This window comes from Promicromonospora sp. Marseille-Q5078 (assembly GCF_050315395.1).
Taxonomy (GTDB): Bacteria; Actinomycetota; Actinomycetes; order Actinomycetales; family Cellulomonadaceae; genus Isoptericola.
In genome coordinates this window covers 1,544,285-1,568,937 of sequence record NZ_JBNPQG010000001.1, presented here as the reverse complement: position 1 = coordinate 1,568,937, position 24,653 = coordinate 1,544,285, and the positions used below count along the sequence as shown (strand labels likewise).

Sequence of the window (24,653 nt, the reverse complement as noted above, 5' to 3'; positions counted from 1 at the left end):
TTGAGCCTAGGCTCCCAGCAGCCAGGAGCGCAGCGCGTCGCGGCCCACCGCGAGCCGGGCCACCGGCAGCCGCTCGTCGTCCTTGTGGGCCAGCACCGGGTCGCCCGGCCCGAAGTTCACCGCGGGGACGCCGAGCTGCGCGAACCGCGCGACGTCCGTCCAGCCGTACTTGGGCCGCGGCTCGGTCCCCGTGGCGCCGAGGACGGCGGCGGCGAAGTCCGCCACGAGCGGGTCGTCGAGGCCGGGCCGCGCCCCGGGCGCGGCGTCCGTGACCACGACCTCGAAGCCCTCGAACAGCCGGCGCACGTGCGCCTCCGCCTCCTCGACGCCCTGCGACGGGGCGAAGCGGTAGTTGACGGTCACGGTGCAGGCGTCGGGCACGACGTTGCCGGCGATGCCGCCCTGGATGCCGACGGCCCCCAGGCTCTCGCGGTACACCAGGCCGTCGACCTCGACCTCGCGCGCCTCGTACGCGGCGAGGCGCGCGAGCACCGGCGCGGCCGCGTGAACCGCGTTCACGCCCGTCCAGGCGCGGGCCGAGTGCGCCGTGACGCCGTGGGTGCGCACCTCGACGCGGAGCGTCCCGTTGCAGCCGCCCTCGATGCCGTTGTTGCTGGACTCGCCGAGGATCGCGAAGTCGCCCGCGAGCGCCTCGGGGTGATGGTCCACCAGCCGGCCGAGCCCGCTGAGGGACGCCTCGACCTCCTCATGGTCGTAGAAGACGTACGTGAGGTCGTGGACAGGCTCGCGGCCCGGCCGCCCCAGCTCGACGGCGAGCGCGAGCATGATCGCCACGCCGCCCTTCATGTCCACGGTGCCGCGGCCCCACATCTCGACGGTGCCGTCCGGGGCGGTCTCGAGCCGCGTGGGCAGGTTCGGGGGGTCGGTCAGCGGCACCGTGTCGAGGTGGCCCGCGACCACCACGCGCCGGTCCCGGCCCAGGCGGGTGCGCGCGACCAGGGCGTCGCCGTCGCGCAGCACCTCCAGGTGCGGCTGCGCGCGCAGCACCCGCTCCACGGCGTCGGCGAGCGCGGCCTCGTCGCCGGAGACCGACGGCACGTCGCACACCGCGGCGAGGAGGTCCACGAGGTCCGACGACGCGATCGTCGCGGGGTCGAGGAGCGCGTCGAGGTCGGGGGCGGCGCCGGCGGCGGGCGGGGCGGAACGGTCCGTGGTCACGCGCACCATCGTGGCAGACCCGCCGACTAGGCTGGGCCGCATGACGACGCCTGCTTCCTCCCGCCCCGCCTGGGGCCTCGGTCTCGCCACGGTCGCCGACGACGGCACGACGCTCGACGTCTGGTACCCCGCGCCCGTCCTCGGCGCCCCGCCCGAGTCCGACGTCGACATCCCGGCCGAGCTCGACGCCCTCACCGAGCGGGACGACGCGCGCCGCGTGGACGTCGTCGTCGTGCGCACCGTCGTCGACCTCGACGCCGCCCCGGCGGACACCGCCGACGCGTACCTGCGCCTGCACCTGCTCTCCCACCGGCTCGTGCAGCCGCACGGGCTCAACCTCGACGGCCTGTTCGGCGTGCTGACCAACGTCGTGTGGACGTCGCACGGCCCCTGCGCGGTGGAGGGCTTCGAGGCCACCCGCCTGCGCCTGCGCGCCGACACCGGCCGCGCCGTCACGGTCTACGGGATCGACAAGTTCCCCCGCATGGTCGACTACGTCGTGCCGTCGGGCGTGCGCGTCGCGGACGCGGACCGCGTGCGCCTCGGCGCGCACCTCGCGTCGGGCACCACGGTCATGCACGAGGGCTTCGTGAACTTCAACGCCGGCACGCTCGGCGCGTCGATGGTCGAGGGCCGCATCTCCGCCGGCGTCGTCGTGGGCGACGGGTCCGACGTCGGCGGCGGCGCGTCGATCATGGGAACCCTGTCCGGGGGCGGCACGGAGATCATCAGCGTGGGCGAGCGGTCCCTGCTCGGCGCGAACGCCGGCCTCGGCATCCCGCTCGGCGACGACTGCGTGGTCGAGGCGGGGCTCTACCTCACCGCGGGCACCAAGGTCACCGTCCTCGGCGAGATGGGCGCGGACGGCGACCCGCTGGTCGTCAAGGCCCGCGACCTCGCGGGTCGGGACAACCTGCTGTTCCGCCGCAACTCGCGCACCGGCACGGTCGAGGTGCTGGAGCGGGGCGGCGTCGGCATCGAGCTCAACGCCGCACTGCACGCGAACTGACCGTGACCGGACGTCGGCGCCGACGACGAGCACGGGCGGCGGCGGGCGCGACGGTCGCCGCCGTGCTCGTCGTCGCCGTCGGCGCGACGGCCGGCGTCGTGTGGTTCCTCGACCGCACCGAGGCTCCCCGGCCGGAGCGCTGCGCCGCCGAGCTCGCGGGCACGTCCTGGTACCTCTCGCCGGTGCAGGCGGAGAACGCTGCGCTGCTCGTCGGGACGTCCGTGCAGCGCGGGCTGCCCGGCCGCGCGGCGACGATCGCGATCGCCACGGCGCTGCAGGAGTCGCGCCTGGTCAACATCGACTACGGCGACCGGGACTCGCTCGGCCTGTTCCAGCAGCGGCCGTCGCAGGGCTGGGGCACGCCCGAGGAGATCATGAACCCCGTGTACTCCACCGGCGCGTTCTACGACGGGCTGGTCGAGGTGCGCGGCTACGAGGACCTCGAGGTCACGGTGGCCGCGCAGGCGGTGCAGCGCTCGGCGTTCCCCGAGGCGTACGCCCAGCACGAGGCGCGGTCCCGGGCCTGGGCGTCCGCCCTCACCGGCCACTCCCCGGGCGCGATCACCTGCACGCTGCCGCCGACCGCCGACGACGACGCACCGGCGGGCGGCGAGGCCCGCGACGTCCTCGCCGAGCGCGCGGCCCGCGACCTGGGGCTGCGCGCGGACGCCCTGCGCCCGGCGACGGACGGCGACGAGAACGCCGTCGCCGTCGACGCGACGGCCGTGCCGCTCGACGGCGACCTCGCGACCTGGGCCGTCGCCCACTGGGCGGTGGCGACCGCGTCGGTGACGGGCGCCGAGGAGGTCCGGGCGGGCGCGCAGGCGTGGTCGCGCGGGGAGGGCACGTGGTCCGTCGTGGACGACGACGCCGACCGCCTGCCCGACGGCCAGGTCACGATCGTCCTGTCGTGAGTCCTGGCCGCGGGCCGGCGGTCGGCGTCGGCGGTCCAGCGGTGGGGCGGCGCTCCGGTCAGCGCCGCTCGAGCGCCACGTAGTCGCGCTCGGTGGGGCCCGTGTAGACCTGCCGCGGGCGGCCGATCTTGGTCTGCGGGTCGCTCATCATCTCGCGCCACTGGGCGATCCAGCCGGGCATGCGGCCGAGGGCGAACAGCGGCGTGAACATGGCCGGGGAGAAGCCCATGGCCTTGTAGATGAGACCGGTGTAGAAGTCCACGTTCGGGTAGAGCTTGCGCTCGACGAAGTAGTCGTCCGACAGGGCGATCTCCTCGAGACCGCGGGCGATGTCGAGCAGCTCGTCCTTGGCGCCGAGCTGGTCGAGCACGGCGTCGGCGTGCTTCTTCACGATCGCGGCGCGCGGGTCGTAGCTCTTGTAGACGCGGTGCCCGAAGCCCATGAGGCGGACGCCGGCCTCCTTGTTCTTGACCTTCTTCATGAAGGTCTCGACCGAGTCGTCGCCGCTGCGGATGCTCTCCAGCATGGTGAGCACGGCCTCGTTGGCGCCGCCGTGCGACGGGCCGGACAGCGCGTTGATACCGGCGGCGACCGACGCGTACAGGTTCGCGTTCGACGAGCCCACGATGCGCACGGTGGACGTGGAGCAGTTCTGCTCGTGGTCGGCGTGCAGGATGAGGAGCTTGTCCATGGCGGACACGAGCACCGGGTCGGACTCCCACTGCTCGTACGGCCGCGAGAACGTCATGCGCAGGAAGTCGTCCACGTAGCCGCGGGCGTAGTCCGGGTACATGAGCGGCTCGTCGCGCGTGGCGCGGTGCAGGTACGAGGTGATGGTGCGGATCTTCGCGAGGATCAGCACGGTGGCGAGCTCGACCGCCTCCGGGTCGTGCGGGTCCAGCGACTCCGGGTAGTAGGTCGCCAGGGCGTTCACCGCGGAGGCCAGGATCGACATCGGGTGGCCGCCGCGCGGGAACGACGACAGGAAGGCGCGGAAGCCCTCGGGCACCAGGGTGTGCCGGTTGACGCGCTCCTCGAACCCGGAGAGCTCGGAGGGCGACGGCAGCTCGCCGTGGATGAGCAGGTACGCCACCTCGAGGAAGGTGGACGAGTCGGCCAGCTGCTCGATGGGGTATCCGCGGTAGCGCAGGATGCCCTGGTCGCCGTCGATGTAGGTGATCTCGGACTCGCACGACGCGGTGTTCGTGAACCCGGGGTCGACGGTGACCATCCCGGTGTCCTTGAGCAGGGACGACACGACGATGCCGTCGTTGCCCTCCGTGGCGGGGACGACCGGCAGCTGCCGGGCGGTGCCGTCGACGACGAGCTCGACCGCGGCGGGCGTGCTGCCGGCGGCAGGCGTGGTGGAGGTCATGACTTCCTTCCGTGACGGGCCCGCCGGGTCCCGACGACGGGACCGGAGAGCGCGTGACTCGTGACACTGGGACGGGGGCGGCCCGGGGCACGCCGGTCGCGTGAGTCCTCCAGGGCTACCGCGGCCTGCGGTCGAACCTACCCCCGAACACCAAGGCGATCCAATCCCCTGCTCATCGCGCAGTCACGTAGATGTGATGCGGGACACAGCCTCGGCCACGGAATCGTCCGGCGCGGTGAGCGCGACGCGCACGTGCCGCTCCCCCGCCGCACCGTAGAACTCCCCCGGCCCCACGAGGATCCCCCGGCGGGCGAACCACGCGGCGAGCTCGCGCGACGACGCCCCGGCGGGCGGCCTCGGCTCCGCGGAGCCCGCCGCGGGCCGCGCCCACAGGTACAGCCCTGCCTCGGAGCCGTCGACCACGAACCCCGCGGCGTCGAGCGCGCCGCGCAGCGCGGCGCGCCGGCGACGGTAGACCTCGCGCTGCGCGGCCACGTGCGCGTCGTCGCCCAGGGCCGCGGTCATCGCCGCCTGGACCGGGGCGGGCACGATCATGCCGAGGTGCTTGCGGGTGGCGAGCAGGCCGGCCACCAGGGCCGGGTCGCCCGCGACGAACGCGGCGCGGTACCCGGCCACGTTGGACTGCTTGGACAGCGAGTACGCCACGAGCAGCCCCTCGTGGCTGCCGCCGGTGACCCGCGGGTCGAGCAGGCTGGGCACCCGGGAGACCCCGTCGTCGCCCACCCACTCCGGCGCCCACGGCAGCTCGGCGTAGCACTCGTCGCCCACGACGACGGCGCCGATCTCGCGCGCGGCCGCCACGACGCGGCGTAGGTGCGCGACGTCGGCGACCTCGCCCGTCGGGTTGCCGGGCGAGTTGACCCAGACCATGCGGACGTCGCCCCGCCCCGCCCAGGCGCCCACGTCGTCCGTGGCGAGCGGCGTCGCGCCGGCCAGCCGCGCGCCGACGTCGTACGTCGGGTAGGCGGTCGCCGGGTGCACGACCACGTCCCCCGGCCCCAGGCGCAGCAGCGACGGGAGCAGGCCGACGAGCTCCTTGGAGCCGACGGTGGGCAGCACGGCCTCCGGGTCGAGGTCGGGCACGCCGCGGCGCCGGGCGAACCAGCCCGCGACGGCCTCCCGCAGCGCAGGCGTGCCGTGCGTGAGGGGGTACCCGTGGGCGTCCGACGCCGCGGCGAGCGCGTCGCGCACCACCGCGGGCGTCGGGTCGACCGGCGTGCCGATCGACAGGTCCACGACGCCGCCCGGGTGGGCGCGCGCCGTGGCCCGCACCTCGCCCAGGGTGTCCCAGGGGTAGGGCAGGGAGCCGAGGTCCGCGAACCCCATCAGGCCTGGGGCGGCAGGGCGGAGATCATCGGGTCGTCCTTCTCGATGACACCCATCTTCGCGGCGCCGCCGGGCGAGCCGAGGTCGTCGAAGAACTCGACGTTCGCCCGGTAGTAGTCCTTCCACTGCTCGGGGACGTCGTCCTCGTAGTAGATGGCCTCGACCGGGCACACGGGCTCGCACGCGCCGCAGTCCACGCACTCGTCCGGGTGGATGTACAGGGACCGCGAGCCTTCGTAGATGCAGTCCACGGGACACTCCTCGATGCACGCCTTGTCCTTGACGTCGACGCACGGCTGAGCGATCACGTAGGTCACTGCGGGCTACCTTCCAGGTGACGAGGGCGCCGCCCGCACGGGGCGGGGCTGCGGTACTCGGTGTCTCTTCGGTGCTACCAGGGCTGGCAGAGCTGGCAGAGCGGGCAGTGCCCGCGCGGCCAACTCTAGTATCGCTGACGTGGTGCCTCCGTCGTCAGCCGTCCCACCTGCCGTCCCACCTGCCTGGGCGCGAGTGCCCGTGGGCACCCGCGTCGCCGTCCGGCGCCGGCTGTCCGCCGCCGAGGCCGCCGCCAGCGGGGCCCGGTGGACGGACGTCGTGGGGATCCTCACGGCCACCGGCGCGGACGGGGTCCGCGTGCGCCCCGACCGCTCCCCCGGCCCGCCCGAGGTGGCGGTGGCGGCCGAGGACGTCGAGGCGGTCAAGCCGGTCCCGCCGCGCCGCCCGCGCCGCGGGCGGCCCGCCGACGGCTGACGGGCGCCCGCCTCAGCGCGGTGCGCGGACCCGGACGGCGCCGTCGTCCACGCCCACGACGACCGCCCCACCCTCGCCGCGCGCGACGAGGGCGTCGACGACCCCCGCGGTCCAGCCGTCGGCGCCGCCGCCCGGCAGGGGCAGCTGCTCCTCGGCACCGGCCGCGCGTGGCCGGCCGGCGCGCTCCGCGCGCACGTCGTCGGCCGCGTGGAAGACGTCGTGCAGGGAGCCGTTGGTCTCCAGCGCGCCGATCACGACCTCGAGGTCGCGCACCGCCTTGCGCAGCGCGGGGGCCACCCACGCGGCGTTCTCCGTGACCATCGCCTCGGTGCGGGCGGGGTCGGTGAGCGCGACGCGGGTGCCGTCGCGGAAGCTGCCGGCCGCGAGGCCCAGCGCCAGGTCGCGCACCGGGGCGCCCGCGACGGCGTTGAGGAGCTGGGTGGCCAGCACGTGCGGCACGTGGCTGATCAGGGCCGCCGCCTCGTCGTGCCGGTCGTCGGTCACGACCGCCGCCGTGCCCGCGAGCGGGCCGGTGACGAGGCGCAGCACGTGCGCCAGGCGCGCCGGCTCGCCCGGCGCCGCGTCGCCCCGCTCGGCCACGGTGACGGCCCACGGGGCGCCGTCGAGCAGCCCGGCGTCGGACGCGGCGAAGCCGCTCTGCTCGGTGCCCGCCATGGGGTGCGCCCCCACGTACCGGTCGCCGAGGCCGGCCGTGCGCACCGCGGCGCGCACCGGGCCCTTGACGCTGCTGACGTCGGTCACGGTCGCGCGGCCGTCGTCGTCGCGCAGGAGCGGGGCGAGCTCCGCGGCGGTCGCGCGGACGGCCCGCAGCGGGACGGCGAGGACGACCAGGTCGGGCGCGGCGGCGCACAGGCCGGCCAGGTCGTCGGCGACCCGCAGGCCCACCGCCCGGGCGTCGGTGCGGGTGCCCGGGTCGGCGTCCGTCGCGACGACGTCCACGCCGCGCGCGGCGAGCAGCCTGGCCAGCGAACCCCCGACGAGCCCGAGGCCGACGACCCCGACCCGCCCGACGCCGCGGGACCCGGTCACCACAGCAGGCCCCGCTCCAGCGCCGCGGCGCCGTCGCCGCCCAGCACGCTGCCCGTGGGCACGTGGTCGGGCAGCACGCCGTCGAGCCCCAGGCGGTCCGGCGCGACGGGGAACGACCCGAGCACCTTGAGCGAGTCGCCCGCGCCGAGCAGCGCCGCGAACAGGTCGCGCACCTGGGGGTCCCACGGGGCGCCGTCGAGCGTCACGACGAACACGTACTGGCTCTCGCGCACCTTGAGCGGCCGCTCGACCAGGCTCGACATGTTCACGCCGCGCTCCGCGAACTCCGCGGTGACGCGCGCCAGCACGCCCGGCCCCGTCACGACCGGGGTCACGGCGACCATCGTGCGCCAGGGGTCCGTGCCGGCGGCCCGGACCGGCGCCCACGCGCCCGCGGCGGCATCCCGGCGGCACAGCACGACGAACCGCGTGCGGGCGCCGGCGAAGTCCTCCACCCCCGTGGCGAGGGTCTCCAGCCCGTACAGCTCGCCGCACAGCCGGGGACCGAACGCGACCTGGTGGTCGGCGAGGTCGCGGCACGCCGCCGCGTTGGACGACGCGGGCACGGGCAGCAGGCCGCGCTCGGCGACGAACCGGGTGCACTGCGCCAGGCCGTGCGGGTGCGCCGTCGCCTCCCGGAGACCGGCCGGGTCGGCGTGACCGGGGCGGACGAACGCGTCGAACGACACGTCGAGCACCACCTCGTCGACCGCCACCACGTCGGGGCTGCCCACCAGCGCGTCGAGCGACGGCACGACGTACCCCTCGACGGAGCTCTCGACGGCGACCACGCCGCGGTCGGCGGCGCCGGACGCGACGGCGTCGTGCACCTCGCGGACGGTCGCCAGGGGCTCCTGGGTCACGTCCGCGCCGCCGGCCCAGCGGCGCACGGCCTCGTGCGTGAACGTGCCCTCCGGGCCGAGGTACGCGACCCTCATGCGCGCGCCCTCACACCTCGGCCCACCGGGGGGCCAGCGGCGCCGGCCCGGGCACGAAGCCGGCACCGGGGAGCACCGCGAGCGTGCGGTGCGCCACGCCGCGGCCGTCGAGCTCGGCGACCAGCCCGTCCAGCACGTCGACCGTCGGGCAGCGGAACGAGGTGAAGAACACGTGCGGCCCCCGGGTCGACGGGTGGCTGCGCAGGTGCTGCAGGTCCACGCCCGCGGCCGAGAGCACCGCCAGCGTGTGCTGCAGCGAGCCGCGGTGGTCGTCGGACGGGCCGACGGCGAGCCACACCTGCGCGGGCTCGTCGAAGCGCGGCCACGCGGCGCGCGACTCCAGCAGCCCGTACCAGACCGGGGGACGCCCGGCGAGGCGCCCGCTGCCGGGCACCTCGGCCCAGCCCGCGGGCACCCGCGTCCGCTCGACGACGATCGAGCCCGTGTCCCCGGCCAGCGCCACCCGCTCGTCGACGGACGTGCGCGTCGGCACCAGGCGGGGGCTCACGCCCATGCCCCGCAGGAGGTCCTGGCAGTCCCGCATGCCCGCCTCGTCGATGACGACCTGGCCGCCGGACGCGCCCGCCGGCGCCGCCCACACCCACTGCGGCGCGACGGGGACCGCCGCGGTCACGATGAGGGACGGGTCGCCCGCCAGGAGCGCCTCCTCGAGCGCCGGCGACGGCTGCTCCGGGTGCCCCAGGTGCACCACCGCCGCGAGGTCGTCGATGGTCGCCACCGTGGCGAGCGTGTCGGACGTCGTGCCGAGGTCCAGCAGCTCGAGCGACTCGTCCGCGACGGCCGTGGCCACCGCCGACCCCGGCGCGACGCCCGACCACCCCGCGTCGTGCGCCGCCTGCGCCGCGTGGGCCGGGGACTCGCGTTCCGAGCGTCCGAGCATCAGTTCTCCTTGGCCTTGTCGTCGCCGTCGGACGTGCCGTCGCCGTCCGCCTTCGTGTCGTCCGGGGCCTCGCGCTCGTCGTCCCGGTCGGCCTTGGGCTGGTCGCAGACGACGCCGTTGTCCGGCTTGTACGTCCAGGTCTTCGACTCGTCCTTGACCTGCTCGCCGTCGTGGAAGACCTGGCGGTAGTTCGTGATGCTGAACCCGTCGCTCCCGCCCGGGTAGGCCTCGCACGACGCGCCCGTGCTGTGCACCGTCGTGGCCGGCACCACGTTCGATTTTCCGCTCGCCGACGTCTTGACGTCGTAGTACGGGGTGGACCAGATCGCGACGTGCACCTCGCCGCCCGAGACCCACGACTGCATGACCGCGCCGTACGGGGTGTCGTTGGTGAACTTCATGTCGATCGCGCCCACGTAGATGGTGGCCTCGCGGCCCGCCGGGTAGCGGTCGAACCAGTAGCTGTGCGGCTGGTGCCCGGCGTCGTCGAACCCCGCGAAGTACCCGGCGTTGTACGTGGTCGTGGCCATCTGGGACAGGCCGCCGCCGATGGCGTCCGTGTGCGCTCCGTTGCTGATCACGCCGGACGAGACGTACCCGTTCTCGACGGTGATGGGCGACAGGGTGTCGAGCAGCGAGAACGTCTCGCCCGGCGCGACGAGCGTGCCGGTGACCAGCTCGGCGCCGCGGACGAGGTTCCTGGTCCGCACCGTGTCGCTCGTCAGCGGGGTCGAGAACTGCGACACGACCTCCTTGACGCCCATGCCCTCGAGCGCCTCCTTGGTGCGCTCCGGGTCCCGCTCGGTCAGCTCAAGCTGCGTCGTGCGCTCGTCGCCGAGCGACGCCTTGCCGACGGCCGCGGCCGTGTCGTCCGGGTCCAGCGTCGTGCCCTGCTCGCCGCCCTCGACCACGGGCTTGCCGCCCTCGAAGACGAAGTGCGCGTCGTCCGGCTCGGTGAGCAGGTCGTCGGTGCGGTCCACCACCGCGGAGACGAGCTTCTCGCCGTCGAACTGCGGCTCGAGCGTGCCGTCGACATTCTTGAAGGACGTCGCCTTGGCGAGCACCTTCGGCCCCAGCTCGGCCGTCTGGTCCCCGACCTCGACGTCCACCGGCGCGCTCACCACCTGCTGCGCCTCGGTCAGGCCCGCGTCCGTCGCGGCCTGGGTGACGGCGGGCTCCACGGCCTCGGTCGGCAGGTCCACGGGACCCGAGGTCACGAGCCAGGCGTCCGCCACCGCGTCCACCGCGTCGTCGACGACCACCTGGGACCCCGCCTTGGCGTCCGTGGCGACGGCTTCGCCACGGCTGAAGCCGACCGTGCCGTCCACGGCCTCGACCTGCAGGGACTCCTCCAGGCCGGAGATCGTCTCGGTCAGCGTCGTGCGGTCGACGTCCACCTCGGGCGGCACCTCGTCGCCGCCGACCAGGTGCTCCCACAGGTGCGCCGGGCTCAGCGAGAACCCGGTGAGGCCGTCGACCGTCGCCTCGGCGTCGAACGCCAGGCCCGCGTCGGCCGGGTCGATCGTGCTCGACGCCTCGCCGGCCTGCACCGTGATCGGCTCGGCCACGCGCGACGCCAGGCCGTCGTCGAGCGCGGCGACGGCCGCGTCGGCGTCCATCCCGCCGACGTCCACGCCCGCGACCGTCGTGCCCTTCGGCACCGAGCCGGCCACGACCCACTGCGCGCCCACGTAGAGGCCCGCGACCACGACGAGCCCGACGCCGGCCCACAGCGCCACCTTCGGCGCGCGGCTGGGCGCGCCGTCGCCGGCCAGACCGTCGAGCGGCGACCCCGCCGCCGGCGGCTCGGCCGGGCCGGAGGGGCCACCGGGGGTGACGGGGGCGGCCGTCGGCGGCGCGGCGAACACCGCGGCGACGGGCGGGGCGACCGGCGCCGTGGCCTGCACGGCGGGCATCGCCTGCGTCGGCGGCCCCGTCGGCGCGGGGACCGTGGCGATCACGCGCTGCTCGTACAGCCGGACCTGCGGCTCGTACGGCACCTCGTCCGCCGCGTCCGGCCATGCGGGAGCCGCCGCGGCAGGAGCCTGCTCGGCCGGAACCGGCTCGGCCGGAACCGGCTCGGCCGGAACCGGCTCGGCCGGAACCTGCTCGGCCGGTGCCTCCGGGGGCGTGCTCGGGTCCGTCGGGCTCGTCGCGGTGGTCTCGCTCTCGGCTCCGGACGCGGGTCCGGACTCGGGGCGCGCGGGCTCGGCGGGTGCGGACCCGGTGCTCTCCGGGTCGCGCTCGGTCGGGTGACCCATGCATGCTCCGTCGTGGGTGCAGGTGCGGGGACGAACGCCCCGGGGAGGACAGATGACGCGGGGCGGGCCCGCGTGGAGGATCCTACTCGGGAGACCCTGCCCGACCTTGTCCCATTCCGGGTGAAACTGCCATTTCGGACGGGAGTCCGCACAGGTTCGTCACGGGCGGCCGGGCGGTGCGCACGGGACGCTCACACCCGCCTGGACCAGCCCCGTGATCAGTCCCGTCGGTCGCTGAACCAGGAGCGCGGCAGGAACGCCGCGACCAGGAACATCGCCAGCCCGCCGTACGTCCAGACCAGGCCCACCGCCTGCGCCGGGACGAGCACGTCGCCGCCCGGCCCGGCCACCGACAGCACCTGCACGGCCACGATCCAACCGGCGCCGGCGGCGAGCAGCGGGCCGAGGCCCGCCCACGCCCGGCAGAGCACGGCCGTCGACAGCGTGATCGCCAGCGCCAGCACGATGCCGACGGGCAGGTCGTGCCACTGGGTGCGGTGCGCCACGGTGCCGAGCACCCCGACGACGGCCCCGAGGACCAGCGCGAGCACGGTGCGGGCGGCGGACCTCCACCAGCGACCGGCGCGGGCCGGGGCGGGCGCCGCCGGGGGTGTCGTCGCGTGCTCGGGCGTGGTCATCGCGCCGAGCCTACCGGCGTCGGGACGAGGTACGACTCCTGCGCGAGGACCGGGGCGAGCACCCCGTTGCTCAGCGCGTACCAGCCGAGCAGCGCCGGGCGGTCCGCGAGCCCCGTGCCGCCCGTGCCGGTGGCGTGCTGCACCTGCGTGGCGTGCGCCCGCATCGCCGCGAGCACCCGGTCGAGCACGGGGGCGACCTCGACCTCCCGCACCTCGCCGTCCGCGAGGTCCGCGTCGTGCCCGGCGAGCGGGGGCAGGGGCTCGTCGGGGTCCGGGAACGCCAGCCCGGCACGTCGGGCGAGCCCGACGGCGTCCGCGTCGGCGGCCAGGGCCCTGCGGCCCGCCCGGAGCGCGTCGGACGGGGTCACGGCCTGCCAGAGCTCCGCCTCCCGCCACGGCCCTCCGGGCACCCGGGCGCCGGGGTCCGCCGCGAGGGCCAGGGCCCGCACGACGACCTCGTGCGTGCGGACGTGGTCGGGGTGCCCGTAGCCGCCCCGCGGCTCGTAGGTCGCGACGACGGCGGGCCGGTGCGCGCGCACCAGGGCCGCCAGCCGCGCGGCGGCGTCGTCGAGCGGCACCCGCGCGAACGCCGTCGCCGGCGCGTCGTCGGCCGGCCCGGCGATCCCCGGGGCGACCCACGCCATCCCCGAGTCCTCGTACCGCGCGCCGGCGGCCGCGACGGTCGTCCCGGCCGCGCCCCCGGCGACGTCCGGGACCAGGTCCGCGACCGTGTCGAGGAACACCCGCCCGACGACGCCGGGACCGCCGCCGAGCGCCGCGAGAGCGGCGGCCAGCTCCGTCTCGCGGTGCGCGGCCAGCGCCGGGCCGTCGCCCTCGAGGCGCGCGAGCCCCGTCGGGTGCGACGACGTGTCGATGACCTCGCCGCGCTCCCCGCGGGAGCACGTCACGACCGTCACCGGCCGGCCGGCGGCCGCCCACGACGCGACCAGCGCGCCCGTCGCGAGCGTCTCGTCGTCCGGGTGCGCGTGCACGGCCAGGAGCGGCCCCGCCGGCCCGGGCACGCCCGTCAGGACGCCGTTCACGGCGCCTGCCTCAGGAGCGCTTGGCCCGCGCCGTCGCCCGGGCCCGCGCCGTGGCGGCGAGCTCGACCTTGCGGATGCGCACGACCTCCGGCGTCACCTCGACGCACTCGTCCTCGCGCGCGAACTCGAGCGACTCCTCGAGCGTCAGGTGGCGCGGCGGGATGAGGTTCTCGAAGTTGTCGGCGGTCGAGGACCGCATGTTCGTCAGCTTCTTCTCCTTGGTGATGTTGACGTCCATGTCCTCGTTGCGGGAGTTCTCGCCGACGATCATGCCCTCGTAGACCTCCTGCGTGGGGTCGACGAAGAACGAGCCGCGCTCCTGCAGGTTGATCATGGCGAACGGCGTCACCTTGCCGGCCCGGTCGGCCACGAGCGAGCCGGTGTTGCGCGACTCGATGGGGCCGTGCCACGGCTCGAAGCCCTCCGAGATCGAGGCCGCGATGCCGGTGCCGCGCGTCTCGGTGAGGAACTGGGTGCGGAAGCCGATGAGGCCGCGGGCCGGGACCATGAACTCCATGCGGACCCAGCCGGTGCCGTGGTTGCTCATCGTCTCCATGCGGCCCTTGCGCTGGGCGAGGAGCTGCGTGACGGCGCCGAGGTACTCCTCCGGGACGTCGATGGTCATGCGCTCCATCGGCTCGTGCCGCTTGCCGTCGACCTGCTTCGTGACGACCTGCGGCTTGCCGACCGTGAGCTCGAAGCCCTCGCGGCGCATCTGCTCGACCAGGATGGCCAGCGCGAGCTCGCCACGGCCCTGGACCTCCCACGCGTCCGGGCGCTCGGTCGGGAGCACCTTGAGCGACACGTTGCCGATCAGCTCCGAGTCGAGGCGGTCCTTGACCTGGCGCGCGGTGACCTTGTGGCCCTTGCCGCCCTTGCCGGCCAGCGGCGAGGTGTTGATGCCGACGGTCATCGAGATCGCCGGGTCGTCCACCGTGATGAGCGGCAGCGGGCGCGGGTCCTCGGCGTCGGTGAGCGTCTCGCCGATCATGATGTCCGCGATGCCCGCGACGGCCACGATCTCGCCGGGGCCGGCGGACTCGGTGGGCACGCGGTCGAGCGCCTTCGTCTCGAGGAGCTCGGTGATCCGCACGCTGGTCAGGGTGCCGTCGTGCCGCGCCCAGGCGACCGTCTGGCCCTTGTGCAGGGTGCCGTTGAAGATGCGCAGCAGCGCGAGGCGCCCGAGGAACGGCGACGCGTCGAGGTTGGTGACGTGCGCCTGCAGCGGCATGTCGGGCTCGTACGTCGGGGCGGGGATCTTCTCGAGGATCGTGCCGAACAGCGGCTCGAGGTCCTCGTTCGCGGGCAGCCCGCCGTCGGCCGGCTGGTCGATCGAGGCGCGGCCCGCCTTCGCCGAGGCGTAGACGACCGGCACGTCGAGGATCGCGTCCAGGTCGAGGTCGGGGACCTCGTCGGACAGGTCGCTCGCGAGGCCGAGCAGCAGGTCGGTGGTCTCGCCCACGACCTCGGTGATGCGGGCGTCGGGGCGGTCGACCTTGTTCACGACGACGATGACCGGAAGCTTCGCGGCGAGCGCCTTGCGCAGCACGAAGCGGGTCTGCGGGAGCGGGCCCTCGGACGCGTCGACGAGCAGCACGACGCCGTCGACCATCGACAGGCCGCGCTCGACCTCGCCGCCGAAGTCGGCGTGGCCCGGGGTGTCGATCACGTTGATGGTGATGCCGTCCGGCTCACCGGCCTCGGCGGCCGACGGGCCGGCGTACCGGACCGCGGTGTTCTTCGCCAGGATCGTGATGCCCTTCTCCCGCTCCAGGTCGCCGGAGTCCATCACGCGGTCGTCCACGTGCTGGTGGGCGGAGAAGGCGCCTGCCTGGCGCAGCATGGCGTCCACGAGGGTCGTCTTGCCGTGGTCGACGTGGGCGACGATCGCCACGTTGCGCAGGTCGGAGCGCACAGACATCGAGGGTTCTCATTTCCTGGAGGGAGGGCGGCCCGAGACCCGGGCCGCCGTCCATCTTACCCGCCCCCGGTTCCGCCCTGCGGACCGTCCCCCTCGTCGCTCGCGCGCCGGCGGCGCGGGACCTTGAGCCGCAGCGATCCCGGCGCCGACGGCAGCACGTTCTCCCACCGTCCGGCGAGCGTGGTGGCCACCTTCTCGGTGACGTGCTCCGTGAGCTGCTGCCGCGCCGCCCGGCGTTCGGCGCGCACGATCTCCCGGTGCTCGGCACTGAGCTCCTTGACGATCGACACGGCCATGCCGATGAGCACCACGGAGAACGGCAGGGCGATGAGGATCGCCGCCGTCTGGAGCGCCTGCAGCCCGCCCGCCAGCAGCAGCGCCGCCGCGACGAGCCCCTCGAGCACGGCCCAGAACAGCCGGCTCCACAGCGGCGGGTTCGGGTCTCCCCCGTTGGCCAGCATGTCGACGACGAACGAGCCGGAGTCCGACGACGTGACGAAGAAGACGACCACGAGCACGATGCCCGCGACGGCGAGCCACGTGCCGGAGCCGGGCAGCGAGGCGAACAGCTGGAACATCGCGGTGTCGGTGTTCACCTCGCCCGTGGCCGGGTCCAGCATGCTGCCGGGCTGCGTCATCTCCTGGTGCAGCCCCGCCCCGCCGAACACGCTGAACCAGATGGTGGTGACCACCATCGGCACGGCCAGGGTGCCGAGCACGAACTCCCGGACGGTGCGCCCCCGGGAGATGCGGGCGATGAACACCCCCACGAAGGGCGCCCAGGAGATCCACCAGCCCCAGTAGAAGATCGTCCAGCTCGACTCCCAGGCCAGGCCCTCGTCGCCCCGGAACGCGAGCGTGTCGAACGTCATCTGGACCACGTTCGCGAGGTAGTAGCCGAAGGACTGCACCCAGCTGCGCAGGAGGAAGAGGGTGGGGCCGAGCACCAGCACGACGGTCAGCACCACGCCCGCCAGCACCATGTTGCCGTTCGACAGCCACTTGATGCCCTTGGACAGGCCCGACGCCACGGACATCGCGGCGATGGCGGTGATCACCGCGATCAGGCCGATCTCGAGCGCGATGCTGGGCTCGACGACGTCGAGGTAGCCCAGCCCGTGGGCCACCTGCAGCACCCCGAGCCCGAGGGAGGTGGCGACGCCGAACACCGTGCCGATGATCGCCACGACGTCGATCACGTTGCCCAGCCAGCCCTTGACCCGGTCGCCGAGGATCGGCTCGAGCGCCCACCGGATCGACACCGGGCGGCCCTTGCGGTGGATCGCGTACGCCAGCGCCAGGCCGGCCACCACGTAGATCGCCCACGCGTGGATGCCCCAGTGCACGTACGTCTGGCTGATCGCCGCCTGGGCGAGGGTGGCGTCGTCGCCGGTGACGCCCGGCTTCGGCTCCACGAAGTGGGACAGCGGCTCCGAGACCCCGTAGTAGACCAGGCCGATGCCCATCCCGGTGGCGAACAGCATGGAGAACCACACCGGGAGCTTGAAGTCGGGCGGATCGTCGTCCGGCCCCAGCACGATGTCGCCGAACCGGCTCAGGCCCATCCAGATCGCGAAGATCACGAACCCCGCGACGATCAGCACGTAGTACCAGCCGAACGCGCCGATGACCTCGCCCTGCAGCGTGTTCATCACGGCGGTCGTCGCGTCGGTGGCGAACACCGCGAGCAGCACGAAGACCAGGATGATCCCTGCCGCCGGATAGAAGACCCCGCGGGCCAGCGTGGACGCCCGTGCCATGTGCTTCACCCTCACCCCATGACCCGGGGTCGGCAAACGGAACCTGCGGCACGACGAGGGCCGACGGACGACGCGTGTCGTCCGCCGGCCCTCGTCGTGGGACCCGGGAGGTCAGCCCGCGATCGCGGCGTCCTCCAGGCCGGCGCCCGGGATGGCGGCCAGCAGGTCGCGCGTGTACTGCTCGCGCGGGCGGTCGAACACCTCGTCGGTGGTGGCCTGCTCGACCACCTTGCCGTTCTGCATCACGACGACCTGGTCGGCGATCTGGCGGACCACCGCGAGGTCGTGCGTGATGAACAGGTACGACAGCCCGAGCTCGTCCTGCAGGTTCCCGAGGAGCTCGAGGATCTGCGCCTGGACGAGCACGTCGAGGGCCGAGACGGCCTCGTCGAGCACGATCACCTCGGGCTGGAGCGCGAGCGCCCGCGCGATGGCGATGCGCTGGCGCTGGCCGCCGGAGAGCTCGTTCGGGAAGCGACGCATCGCCGACTGGGGCAGCGACACCATGTCGAGGAGCTCGCGCACCCGCTTCTCGCGCGCCTTCCGGCCGCCGACCTTGTGGAGCGCCAGCGGCTCCTCGATCGACCGGTAGATCGAGTAGGTCGGGTCGAGCGAGCCGTACGGGTTCTGGAACACCGGCTGGATGCGCCGTCGGAACGCGAACGCCTCCTTGGTGGAGAGCTTCGCGATGTCCGTGCCGTCGAACTCGACGACGCCGGAGGTGGCGTCGAGCAGGCCCAGCACCATGTTGGCCGCCGTGGACTTGCCGGAGCCCGACTCGCCCACGATCGCGAGCGTGTGCCCGCGCTTGAGCGCGAAGCTCACGTCGTCGACGGCCTTGAACTCCGTCGACGCCCCCGGCCGGCCGCCGCGGATGCTGAACACCTTGGTGAGGTTGCGCGCCACCACGATGTCGCCCGGCGCCTTGTCCGCGGCGCCGGCGCGGGGCCGCGTCGCGTCCAGGTCGGGCGCCAGCAGCTCGTCGGACTCCGCGCCGTGCTCGTGCGCCACCTGGATGCGGCGGGACGCGAGCGACGGCGCCGAGGCGACGAGGCGACGGGTGTACGGGTGCTGCGGGTTCGCGAGGATCTGCCGGGCCGGGCCCGACTCCACGACGCGGCCCTTGAACATCACGACGAGGTGCTCGGCGCGCTCGGCGGCCAGGCCCAGGTCGTGGGTGATGAACAGGACGGCCGTGCCGAGCTCCTGCGTCAGCACCTCGAGGTGGTCGAGGATCTGGCGCTGCACGGTCACGTCGAGGGCCGAGGTGGGCTCGTCCGCGATGAGGAGCTTCGGCCGCGAGGCGAGGCCGATCGCGATGAGCGACCGCTGCCGCATGCCGCCCGAGAACTCGTGCGGGAACTGGCGTGCCCGGCGCTCGGCGTCGGGCAGGCCCGCCTCCTGGAGCAGGCCCGTGACGCGGTCCTTGCGCTCGCGCTTGCCGCCCTCGAAGCCGTTGGCCTTGAGGGCCTCCTCGATCTGGGCGCCGATGCGCCACACCGGGTTGAGGTTGGACATCGGGTCCTGCGGGACGAGGCCGATGTCCTTGCCGCGCATCGCCTCGATCTCCGCGCGGGGCAGCCCGACGAGCTCGCGGCCGTCGAACATGATGCTGCCGCCCGTGACCTTGCCGGTGCCCGGCAGCAGGTCGATCACGGCGTGCGCCGTGGTCGACTTGCCGGAGCCGGACTCGCCGACGATCGCGACCGACTGGCCCGGGTACACCGTGATGTCGGCGCCGCGCACCGCGTGCACGACGCCCTCGCCGGTCGTGAAGGAGACCTCGAGGTCGCGGATCGCGAGCAGCGGCTTGTCGGTCCCGGCCTCGTAGGTCGTCCCGTCGTTCCCGCCCTCGGGCAGGTTGCCGTTCGTCACTGGGAACTGTGTCGTCATCGCTTCCGTGCCTTCGGGTCGAGGGCGTCGCGCACGACGTCGCCCATCATGAGGAAGCCGAGCACCGTGAGGGCCAGGCCGCCGGCCGGGTAGAAGAGGATCTCGGGGGCCTGGCGGATGGACGCCTGCGCCTGCGCGATGTCACCGCCCCACGAGACCGTGCTCGGCGGCAGGCCGATGCCGAGGAAGCTCAGCGTGGCCTCGGCGACGATGAACGTGCCCAGCGCCACCGTGGCGTACACGATGATCGGCGCGGCCGAGTTGGGCAGCACGTGCTTCATCAGGATCTGGCCGCGCCCCATGCCGAGCGAGCGGGCCGCGGTGACGAACTCGTTGTTCTTCACGGACAGCACGGTGCCGCGCGTGATGCGGGCGATGGAGGTCCAGCCGAACGCCGCGAGCACCAGGGCCACGGTGAAGCTCGTGCGGTTGACGGTGATCGACATGATCACGATGGCGGCGAGCACCAGCGGGATGGCGAAGAAGATGTCCGTGATGCGCGACAGGATCACGTCGGACCAGCCGCCGTAGTAGCCGGCGATCGCGCCCATGAGCGTCCCGAAGATGACGACCATCACCGTCGACATGACACCCACCAGGACGGACGCGCGCGCGCCGTAGATGGTGCGGGCGTAGATGTCACAGCCCTGCCGGTCGAAGCCGAACGGGTGCCCCGGCTCGGGCCCGGCGAGCGACTTGGGCAGCTCGCACTCGAAGCGCGGGTGGATGTCCGTGAACCAGCCGGGGAAGGCGGAGACCGTCACCACCAGCAGGATGATCGCGGCCGCGACCCAGAACATCGGGCGGCGGCGCATCTCGCGCCACGCGTCGCGCCACAGGCTCGACGGCGCGGCGTCGGACTTGACCGCGTCGACGGCACCGAGGCCGCCCTCGTCGACGTCCGCGGCGAAGTGCTCCTGCCCCGGGCGCGGTCGGCGCCCGCCGGGCACGGTCTCGAAACGGTTCTCAGGCATAGCGGATCCTCGGGTCGAGGGCGGCGTAGAGGAGGTCGACGAGCAGGTTCGCCAGGATGTAGACGATGACCAGCACGGTCGTGAGCGAGACCACGGTGATGTTCTCGCCACGGATGATCGACTGGTAGAGCGTCCCCCCGACGCCTTGGATGTTGAAGATGCCCTCCGTCACGATCGCGCCACCCATGAGGTTGCCCAGGTCGGCGCCGAGGAACGTGACGACGGGGATCAGCGAGTTGCGCAGCACGTGGCGGCCGGTGACCTGCGTGCGCCGCAGGCCCTTGGCCCGGGCGGTGCGCACGTAGTCGGCGCTCAGGTTCTCCGCGACCGACGTGCGCGTCAGCCGTAGCACGTAGGCGAACGACGTCGCGGCGAGCACGATCGCGGGGAGCAACAGGCTGTAGAAGTTCGGATCTCGTCCGACCGTCACGGGGAACCAGCCGAGCTTGACGCCCATGACGAACTGCAGCACGAAGCCGATGACGAACGTCGGCACCGAGATGACCAGAAGGCTGATCACCAGCACGGTGCCGTCGAAGATCCCGCCCTTGCGCATCCCGGCGATGAGGCCGAAGCCGATGCCGAAGACGGCCTCGATGACGAGCGCCATGACCGCGAGCTGGAAGGTGACGGGCAGCGCCTGCGCGATCACGTCCATGATGTCGCGGCCGCGGAAGTCGACGCCGAAGTCGAGCGTGAAGACGCCCTTGAGGAAGAGCAGGTACTGGACAATGAAGGGCTCGTCCAGGTTGTACTGCTGACGGATCTGTTCCTGCACGGCCTCGGGGAGCCCGCGCTCCCCGCCCAGGCCGGCCACGGGGTCACCGGGCCGCAGGAACACCAGCGCATAGAGCAGGAGGGTCGCCCCCAGGAACACAGGGATCACCTGAAGGAGCCTGCGTCCGAGATACCAGAGCATGCGTTTTTCTCCTCGTTCGCTCCGGGGGGTACCCCGGGCTACGGGTCGTTGTCCGGCCGTCGTTGCCCGGACAGGGGCGGGGGCGGAGCGTGCGTCGTCGGCACGCCCCGCCCCCCTCACAGTCGGGTGGCCGACCGCGACGCTACAGGACGCGGTCAGCAGCCTCCGAATCGGACGACCGGCCCAGGGTGGACGGATCGGGCGTGAGCCCCGCCCTCCCCGGGCCGGTCGACCAGGACTGCCCGAGGATCACTCAGACTTGGTGACCTGGTACAGCAGCGGGTCGCTGTCCCAGCCGAACACCACGTTGTCGACGTCCTCGCCGTAGCCGGCGGTGACGTTCTGGTACCAGAGCGGGATGCCCGGCATGTCCTCGAAGAGGATCGTCTGGGCCTCCTTGTAGAGCTCGATCGCCTTCTCCGGCGTGTCGGCCCCGTTGGCCTCCTTGAGCTTGGCGTCGAAGGCCTTGCTCGAGTAGCCGCCGTCGTTCGAGCCAGCGCCCGTGCCGTAGATCGGCCCGAGGAAGTTGCTCATGGCCGGGTAGTCGGCCTGCCAGCCGCCACGGAAGAGGCCCTTGAGGGTCTCCTTGTCACGCGCGTCGAGGAACTCGTCGAACGTGGGGAACGGCGCGAACTCGCAGTCGACGCCGAGCACGCTGCGGACGTTGTTGCAGACCGCGTCCACCCAGGTCTGGTGGTCGGAGTCGGCGTTCGAGGCGATCGTGATGGGCTTGTCGCCCCACGCCTTGATGTCCTCGGCCTGGGCCCAGAGCTTCTTGGCCTCGTCCGGGTTGTAGGACAGGACCTCGTTGCCCGGGATGTCGTCCGACCAGCCGTCGATGACCGGCGAGGTGAAGTCGGTCGCCGGCGTCCGGGAGCCGTTGTAGATCGTCTTGGTGATCTGGTCGCGGTCGATGGCCATCGAGATGGCCTTGCGACGCAGGTGACCGGCCTCGCCGCTGTACTCCGGCAGGTACTCCGGCACGTTGACGACCTGGATGACGGCCGACGCCTGGTTGACCGCGCGGTCGCCCAGGTCGTCCTCGAACGTGGCGAAGGCCGACGACGGGACGTTGGTGACGATGTCCAGGTTGCCCGAGAGGAGGTCGTTGTACGCCGTGTCCTCCTCGGTGTAGGCGAGCAGGTCGATGCCGCCGTTCTGCACCTTGCGCTCACCCTGGTAGTCCGCGTTGGGGCGCAGGGAGATCTGCTGGTTGTGCTCCCACGTGTCCAGCTGGTACGGGCCGTTGCCGACCGGCGTCTCGCCGAAGGCCTCCGGGTCGTCGAAGAACGACTCGGGCAGCGGCATGAACGCGGCGTAGCCGAGGCGGGTCTGGAAGTCGGACTCCGGCTGCGTCAGCTTCACCGTGAACTCGGTGTCGGAGACGACCTTGAGGCCGGTGAGCTCCGAGTCCTTGTCGTACGAGAAGCCCTCGATGGGCTCGAAGAAGTACGACAGGTTCTGGGCGTTCGACAGCTGGGCGCCGTAGTTCCAGGCCTTCACGAAGCTCTCGGCCGTGACGGGGGTGCCGTCGGTGAACTTCCAGCCGTCCTTGATCGTGATCGTGTAGGTCTGCTGGTCGTCCGTGTCGATGGACTCGGCCATCTCGTTGTGCACGGCGCCGTCGGCGTCGTAGTACACGAGGCCGGCGAAGAGGTTGTTGATGACCTTGGACCCGTAGGTCTCGTTGGTCATGGTGGGGATGAGCGGGTTCTGCGGCTCGCCGTTGCTGACGGTCACGATGCCGGTCGTCGAGCCGCCGTCGCCCGTGGCGCCGGTGTTGTCGTCCCCGGAACCGCCACCGCACGCAGACAGCAGCAGGGCCGAGGCGAGGGTGAAGGCCCCGATGCCTGCAAGTCGTCGTCGAGGTGTCACGTGTCCTCCTGAGTTGGGTCGCTCACCGGCGGGGGTCACCCCTCGGTGAGGTGCAGGCGCGTGTGCCCGCGCACTGCACTGTGCGCGGGTGAGCCTAGTCACGTGATCGCCCCCGGTCATACCCTTGGTCCGGTTTGCGCCCGGAACCGTGACCAATCCGGTATCTGACCGCAACCTCCGGGATCCGAACGGTGACCGGTCCCCGGCACCGTCAGACCGTCACCAGCCGCCCGTCGCGGACCACGAGCACGCGGTCCGCCATGTCCACCAGGTCCGGGTCGTGGGTCGCGACGACGGCGGCCACCCCGCGAGTGTGCACGAGGTCGCGCAGCAGCACCATCACGCGCGCCGCCGTGCCGGAGTCGAGCTGGCCGGTCGGCTCGTCCGCCAGCAGCACGCGCGGCCGCGCCACCAGGGCACGGGCGACGCCCACCCGCTGCTGCTGCCCGCCCGAGAGCTCGTACGGCCGCTGCTCGGCGTGCTCCGCCAGCCCCACCGCGTCGAGGGCCTCCGCGACCCGGCCGGCGCGCTCGCCGGCGGGCACGCGCGCCAGCCGCAGGGGCACCTCGACGTTCTCCGCCGCGGACAGCACGGGCACCAGGCCGAACGACTGGAACACGAAGCCGATCTCCCGGCGGCGCACCGCGTGCAGCTCGTCCTCCCGGAGCCCGCCGAGCTCGCGCTCCACCGCGGCCGGCCCGCCGTCCGCCGCGGGGTCGGCCCCGAGGTGCACCGTGCCCGACGTCGGCCGGTCGAGGCCGCCGAGCAGGTGCAGCAGCGTCGACTTCCCGGACCCCGACGGGCCCACCACCACGACGAGCTCGCCCGCGCCCACCTCGACCGACACGTCCTCGAGCGCGCGCACCTCCCCCGCGCCGCTGCCGTAGACCCGCGACAGGCCCGTCGCGCGCAGCACCGCCGTCGTCGTGGCGCTCATCGTCCCTCCCCCGCCCGGTCCCGGCGCCCGTCCGGCCGGACCTCGACGTGGTCCTCCTCCAGCGCGAGCCGCACGCGGTCGCGCAGATCCAGCGCGCTCACGAAGTCCTGCGGGAGCTGGAGGCGACCCACCCGGTCCAGCACGGCGAACTCCTCCGCGACGTGCCGCTGCGCGCCGTGCTCGTCCACCTCCGTGCGCCGCAGCACCTCCGTGGAGGTCCGGCCGTCCCGGATCTGCACCGTCCGCGCGACGTGCTCCGAGACGGCCGGGTCGTGCGTGACGATGAGCGTCGTCACCCCGGTCGCGGCGTTCACCGCGCGCAGCGACTCGAGCACCTCGACGCTCGTCGCCTCGTCGAGCTCGCCGGTGGGCTCGTCCGCCAGCAGCACGCGGGGCGAGCCGGCCACGGCCACCGCGATCGCGACCCGCTGCTGCTGGCCCCCGGACATCCGGCCGGGGACCCGGTCGGCGACGTGCCCCACGTCGAGCATCTCGAGCAGCTCCGTCACGCGCGCCGCGCGCTGCGCCCGCGTGCCCGCACGCGAGATCTCGAGCGGCACCCGGACGTTCTCGGCCGCCGTGAGGTAGGGCAGCAGGTTGCGCCCGGTCTGCTGCCAGACGAACCCGACGGTGGAACGCTGGTACGCCACGCGGTCGCGGCGCGTCATCGCCAGCAGGTCGGTGCCCGCCACCCGGGCCGCCCCCGCCGTGGGCAGGTCCATGCCGGACAGGATGTTCAGCAGCGTCGACTTGCCCGATCCGGACGCGCCGACGACGGCCACCAGCTCCCCGCGCGCCACCGTGAGGTCCAGCCCCTGCAGCGCCTGCACCTCGATCCCGTCGGTCGCGAAGATGCGCACCAGCCCGCGGCAGCGGATCTCCTCGCCCTCCCGCCCGGAGGCGCCGGCCGTCGGCCGCGGGGCCTCCTCCTGGGTCACCACCATGTCCTCACCACCCTGTCGTCCGTCC

21 protein-coding genes are annotated in these 24,653 nt (G+C 73.5%); 3 read left to right on the top strand and 18 right to left on the bottom strand.

Going from position 1 to position 24,653, the window contains the following annotated elements; all coding sequences use genetic code 11:
* Window positions 1-6 precede the first annotated feature (6 nt).
* Entirely contained in the window at window positions 7-1,188 is a 1,182-nt protein-coding gene (dapE, locus tag ACQFYA_RS07215) for a succinyl-diaminopimelate desuccinylase (protein WP_499127468.1), read from the bottom strand.
* Between the two features lie 31 nt (window positions 1,189-1,219).
* Here dapE and dapD point away from each other — a divergent pair, with 31 nt between their 5' ends.
* Complete coding sequence (dapD, locus tag ACQFYA_RS07210; RefSeq protein ID WP_499122561.1) at window positions 1,220-2,188, top strand: 2,3,4,5-tetrahydropyridine-2,6-dicarboxylate N-succinyltransferase; 969 nt, start codon at window positions 1,220-1,222, stop codon at window positions 2,186-2,188.
* Between the two features lie 2 nt (window positions 2,189-2,190).
* Complete coding sequence (locus tag ACQFYA_RS07205; RefSeq protein WP_499122560.1) at window positions 2,191-3,102, top strand: hypothetical protein; 912 nt, start codon at window positions 2,191-2,193, stop codon at window positions 3,100-3,102.
* Window positions 3,103-3,160: 58 nt separating this feature from the next.
* Here the strand turns inward: ACQFYA_RS07205 and ACQFYA_RS07200 are convergent, their stop codons facing one another.
* The 3 genes from ACQFYA_RS07200 to fdxA all read right to left on the bottom strand — a co-directional run bounded on the left by ACQFYA_RS07200 (window position 3,161) and on the right by fdxA (window position 6,141).
* Window positions 3,161-4,477 carry a citrate synthase gene (locus ACQFYA_RS07200; protein WP_499122558.1) on the bottom strand — a complete coding sequence of 439 codons (1,317 nt, stop codon included), beginning with the start codon at window positions 4,475-4,477 and terminating at the stop codon, window positions 3,161-3,163.
* Between the two features lie 183 nt (window positions 4,478-4,660).
* Complete coding sequence (gene dapC, locus ACQFYA_RS07195; protein WP_499122556.1) at window positions 4,661-5,824, bottom strand: succinyldiaminopimelate transaminase; 1,164 nt, start codon at window positions 5,822-5,824, stop codon at window positions 4,661-4,663.
* Window positions 5,824-6,141, bottom strand: a complete 318-nt coding sequence (gene fdxA / locus ACQFYA_RS07190) for a ferredoxin (RefSeq protein WP_499122554.1) — start codon at window positions 6,139-6,141, stop codon at window positions 5,824-5,826. The genes dapC and fdxA overlap by 1 nt, the downstream gene beginning before the upstream one ends.
* 199 nt (window positions 6,142-6,340) lie before the next feature.
* Here fdxA and ACQFYA_RS07185 point away from each other — a divergent pair, with 199 nt between their 5' ends.
* A complete protein-coding gene (locus ACQFYA_RS07185) occupies window positions 6,341-6,574 on the top strand; it encodes a hypothetical protein (protein WP_499122552.1) in 234 nt (77 codons plus the stop codon).
* A 12-nt stretch (window positions 6,575-6,586) separates the two neighbouring features.
* Here ACQFYA_RS07185 and ACQFYA_RS07180 read toward each other — a convergent pair whose 3' ends face one another.
* From ACQFYA_RS07180 to ACQFYA_RS07115, 14 genes are all read right to left on the bottom strand, one after another.
* Window positions 6,587-7,624: a prephenate dehydrogenase gene (locus tag ACQFYA_RS07180; RefSeq protein WP_499122551.1), complete on the bottom strand. Its 1,038-nt coding sequence runs from the start codon at window positions 7,622-7,624 to the stop codon at window positions 6,587-6,589.
* Window positions 7,621-8,562: a prephenate dehydratase gene (locus tag ACQFYA_RS07175; protein WP_499122548.1), complete on the bottom strand. Its 942-nt coding sequence runs from the start codon at window positions 8,560-8,562 to the stop codon at window positions 7,621-7,623. The genes ACQFYA_RS07180 and ACQFYA_RS07175 overlap by 4 nt, the downstream gene beginning before the upstream one ends.
* Before the next feature lie 10 nt (window positions 8,563-8,572).
* Window positions 8,573-9,463 (bottom strand): hypothetical protein, encoded by an 891-nt coding sequence (locus tag ACQFYA_RS07170; protein WP_499122547.1) that lies wholly within the window; start codon window positions 9,461-9,463, stop codon window positions 8,573-8,575.
* Complete coding sequence (locus ACQFYA_RS07165) at window positions 9,463-11,724, bottom strand: VanW family protein (RefSeq protein ID WP_499122544.1); 2,262 nt, start codon at window positions 11,722-11,724, stop codon at window positions 9,463-9,465. The genes ACQFYA_RS07170 and ACQFYA_RS07165 overlap by 1 nt, the downstream gene beginning before the upstream one ends.
* Before the next feature lie 218 nt (window positions 11,725-11,942).
* On the bottom strand, window positions 11,943-12,362 hold the full coding sequence (locus tag ACQFYA_RS07160) for a DUF6113 family protein (protein ID WP_499122543.1): 420 nt from the start codon (window positions 12,360-12,362) through the stop codon (window positions 11,943-11,945).
* Window positions 12,359-13,405, bottom strand: coding sequence for a PIG-L family deacetylase (locus ACQFYA_RS07155; protein WP_499122542.1), 1,047 nt, complete (start codon window positions 13,403-13,405; stop codon window positions 12,359-12,361). Before ACQFYA_RS07155 ends, ACQFYA_RS07160 begins: the two co-directional genes overlap by 4 nt.
* A gap of 10 nt (window positions 13,406-13,415) precedes the next feature.
* The gene (typA, locus tag ACQFYA_RS07150; protein WP_499122539.1) at window positions 13,416-15,326 is read right to left on the bottom strand and encodes a translational GTPase TypA; all 1,911 of its coding nucleotides are present in this window, start codon (window positions 15,324-15,326) and stop codon (window positions 13,416-13,418) included.
* A 56-nt stretch (window positions 15,327-15,382) separates the two neighbouring features.
* Entirely contained in the window at window positions 15,383-17,086 is a 1,704-nt protein-coding gene (locus ACQFYA_RS07145) for a BCCT family transporter (RefSeq protein WP_499122538.1), read from the bottom strand.
* Window positions 17,087-17,197: 111 nt separating this feature from the next.
* Window positions 17,198-18,979: a dipeptide ABC transporter ATP-binding protein gene (locus ACQFYA_RS07140; protein WP_499122536.1), complete on the bottom strand. Its 1,782-nt coding sequence runs from the start codon at window positions 18,977-18,979 to the stop codon at window positions 17,198-17,200.
* Window positions 18,976-19,953, bottom strand: coding sequence for an ABC transporter permease (locus tag ACQFYA_RS07135; protein WP_499122534.1), 978 nt, complete (start codon window positions 19,951-19,953; stop codon window positions 18,976-18,978). The genes ACQFYA_RS07140 and ACQFYA_RS07135 overlap by 4 nt, the downstream gene beginning before the upstream one ends.
* Window positions 19,946-20,872: an ABC transporter permease gene (locus ACQFYA_RS07130; RefSeq protein WP_499122533.1), complete on the bottom strand. Its 927-nt coding sequence runs from the start codon at window positions 20,870-20,872 to the stop codon at window positions 19,946-19,948. Before ACQFYA_RS07130 ends, ACQFYA_RS07135 begins: the two co-directional genes overlap by 8 nt.
* Window positions 20,873-21,121: 249 nt before the next feature.
* Window positions 21,122-22,747: a peptide ABC transporter substrate-binding protein gene (locus ACQFYA_RS07125; protein WP_499122531.1), complete on the bottom strand. Its 1,626-nt coding sequence runs from the start codon at window positions 22,745-22,747 to the stop codon at window positions 21,122-21,124.
* Between the two features lie 211 nt (window positions 22,748-22,958).
* Complete coding sequence (locus ACQFYA_RS07120) at window positions 22,959-23,684, bottom strand: ABC transporter ATP-binding protein (RefSeq protein WP_499122529.1); 726 nt, start codon at window positions 23,682-23,684, stop codon at window positions 22,959-22,961.
* A complete protein-coding gene (locus ACQFYA_RS07115; protein WP_499122528.1) occupies window positions 23,681-24,628 on the bottom strand; it encodes an ABC transporter ATP-binding protein in 948 nt (315 codons plus the stop codon). The genes ACQFYA_RS07120 and ACQFYA_RS07115 overlap by 4 nt, the downstream gene beginning before the upstream one ends.
* Window positions 24,629-24,653 lie beyond the last annotated feature (25 nt).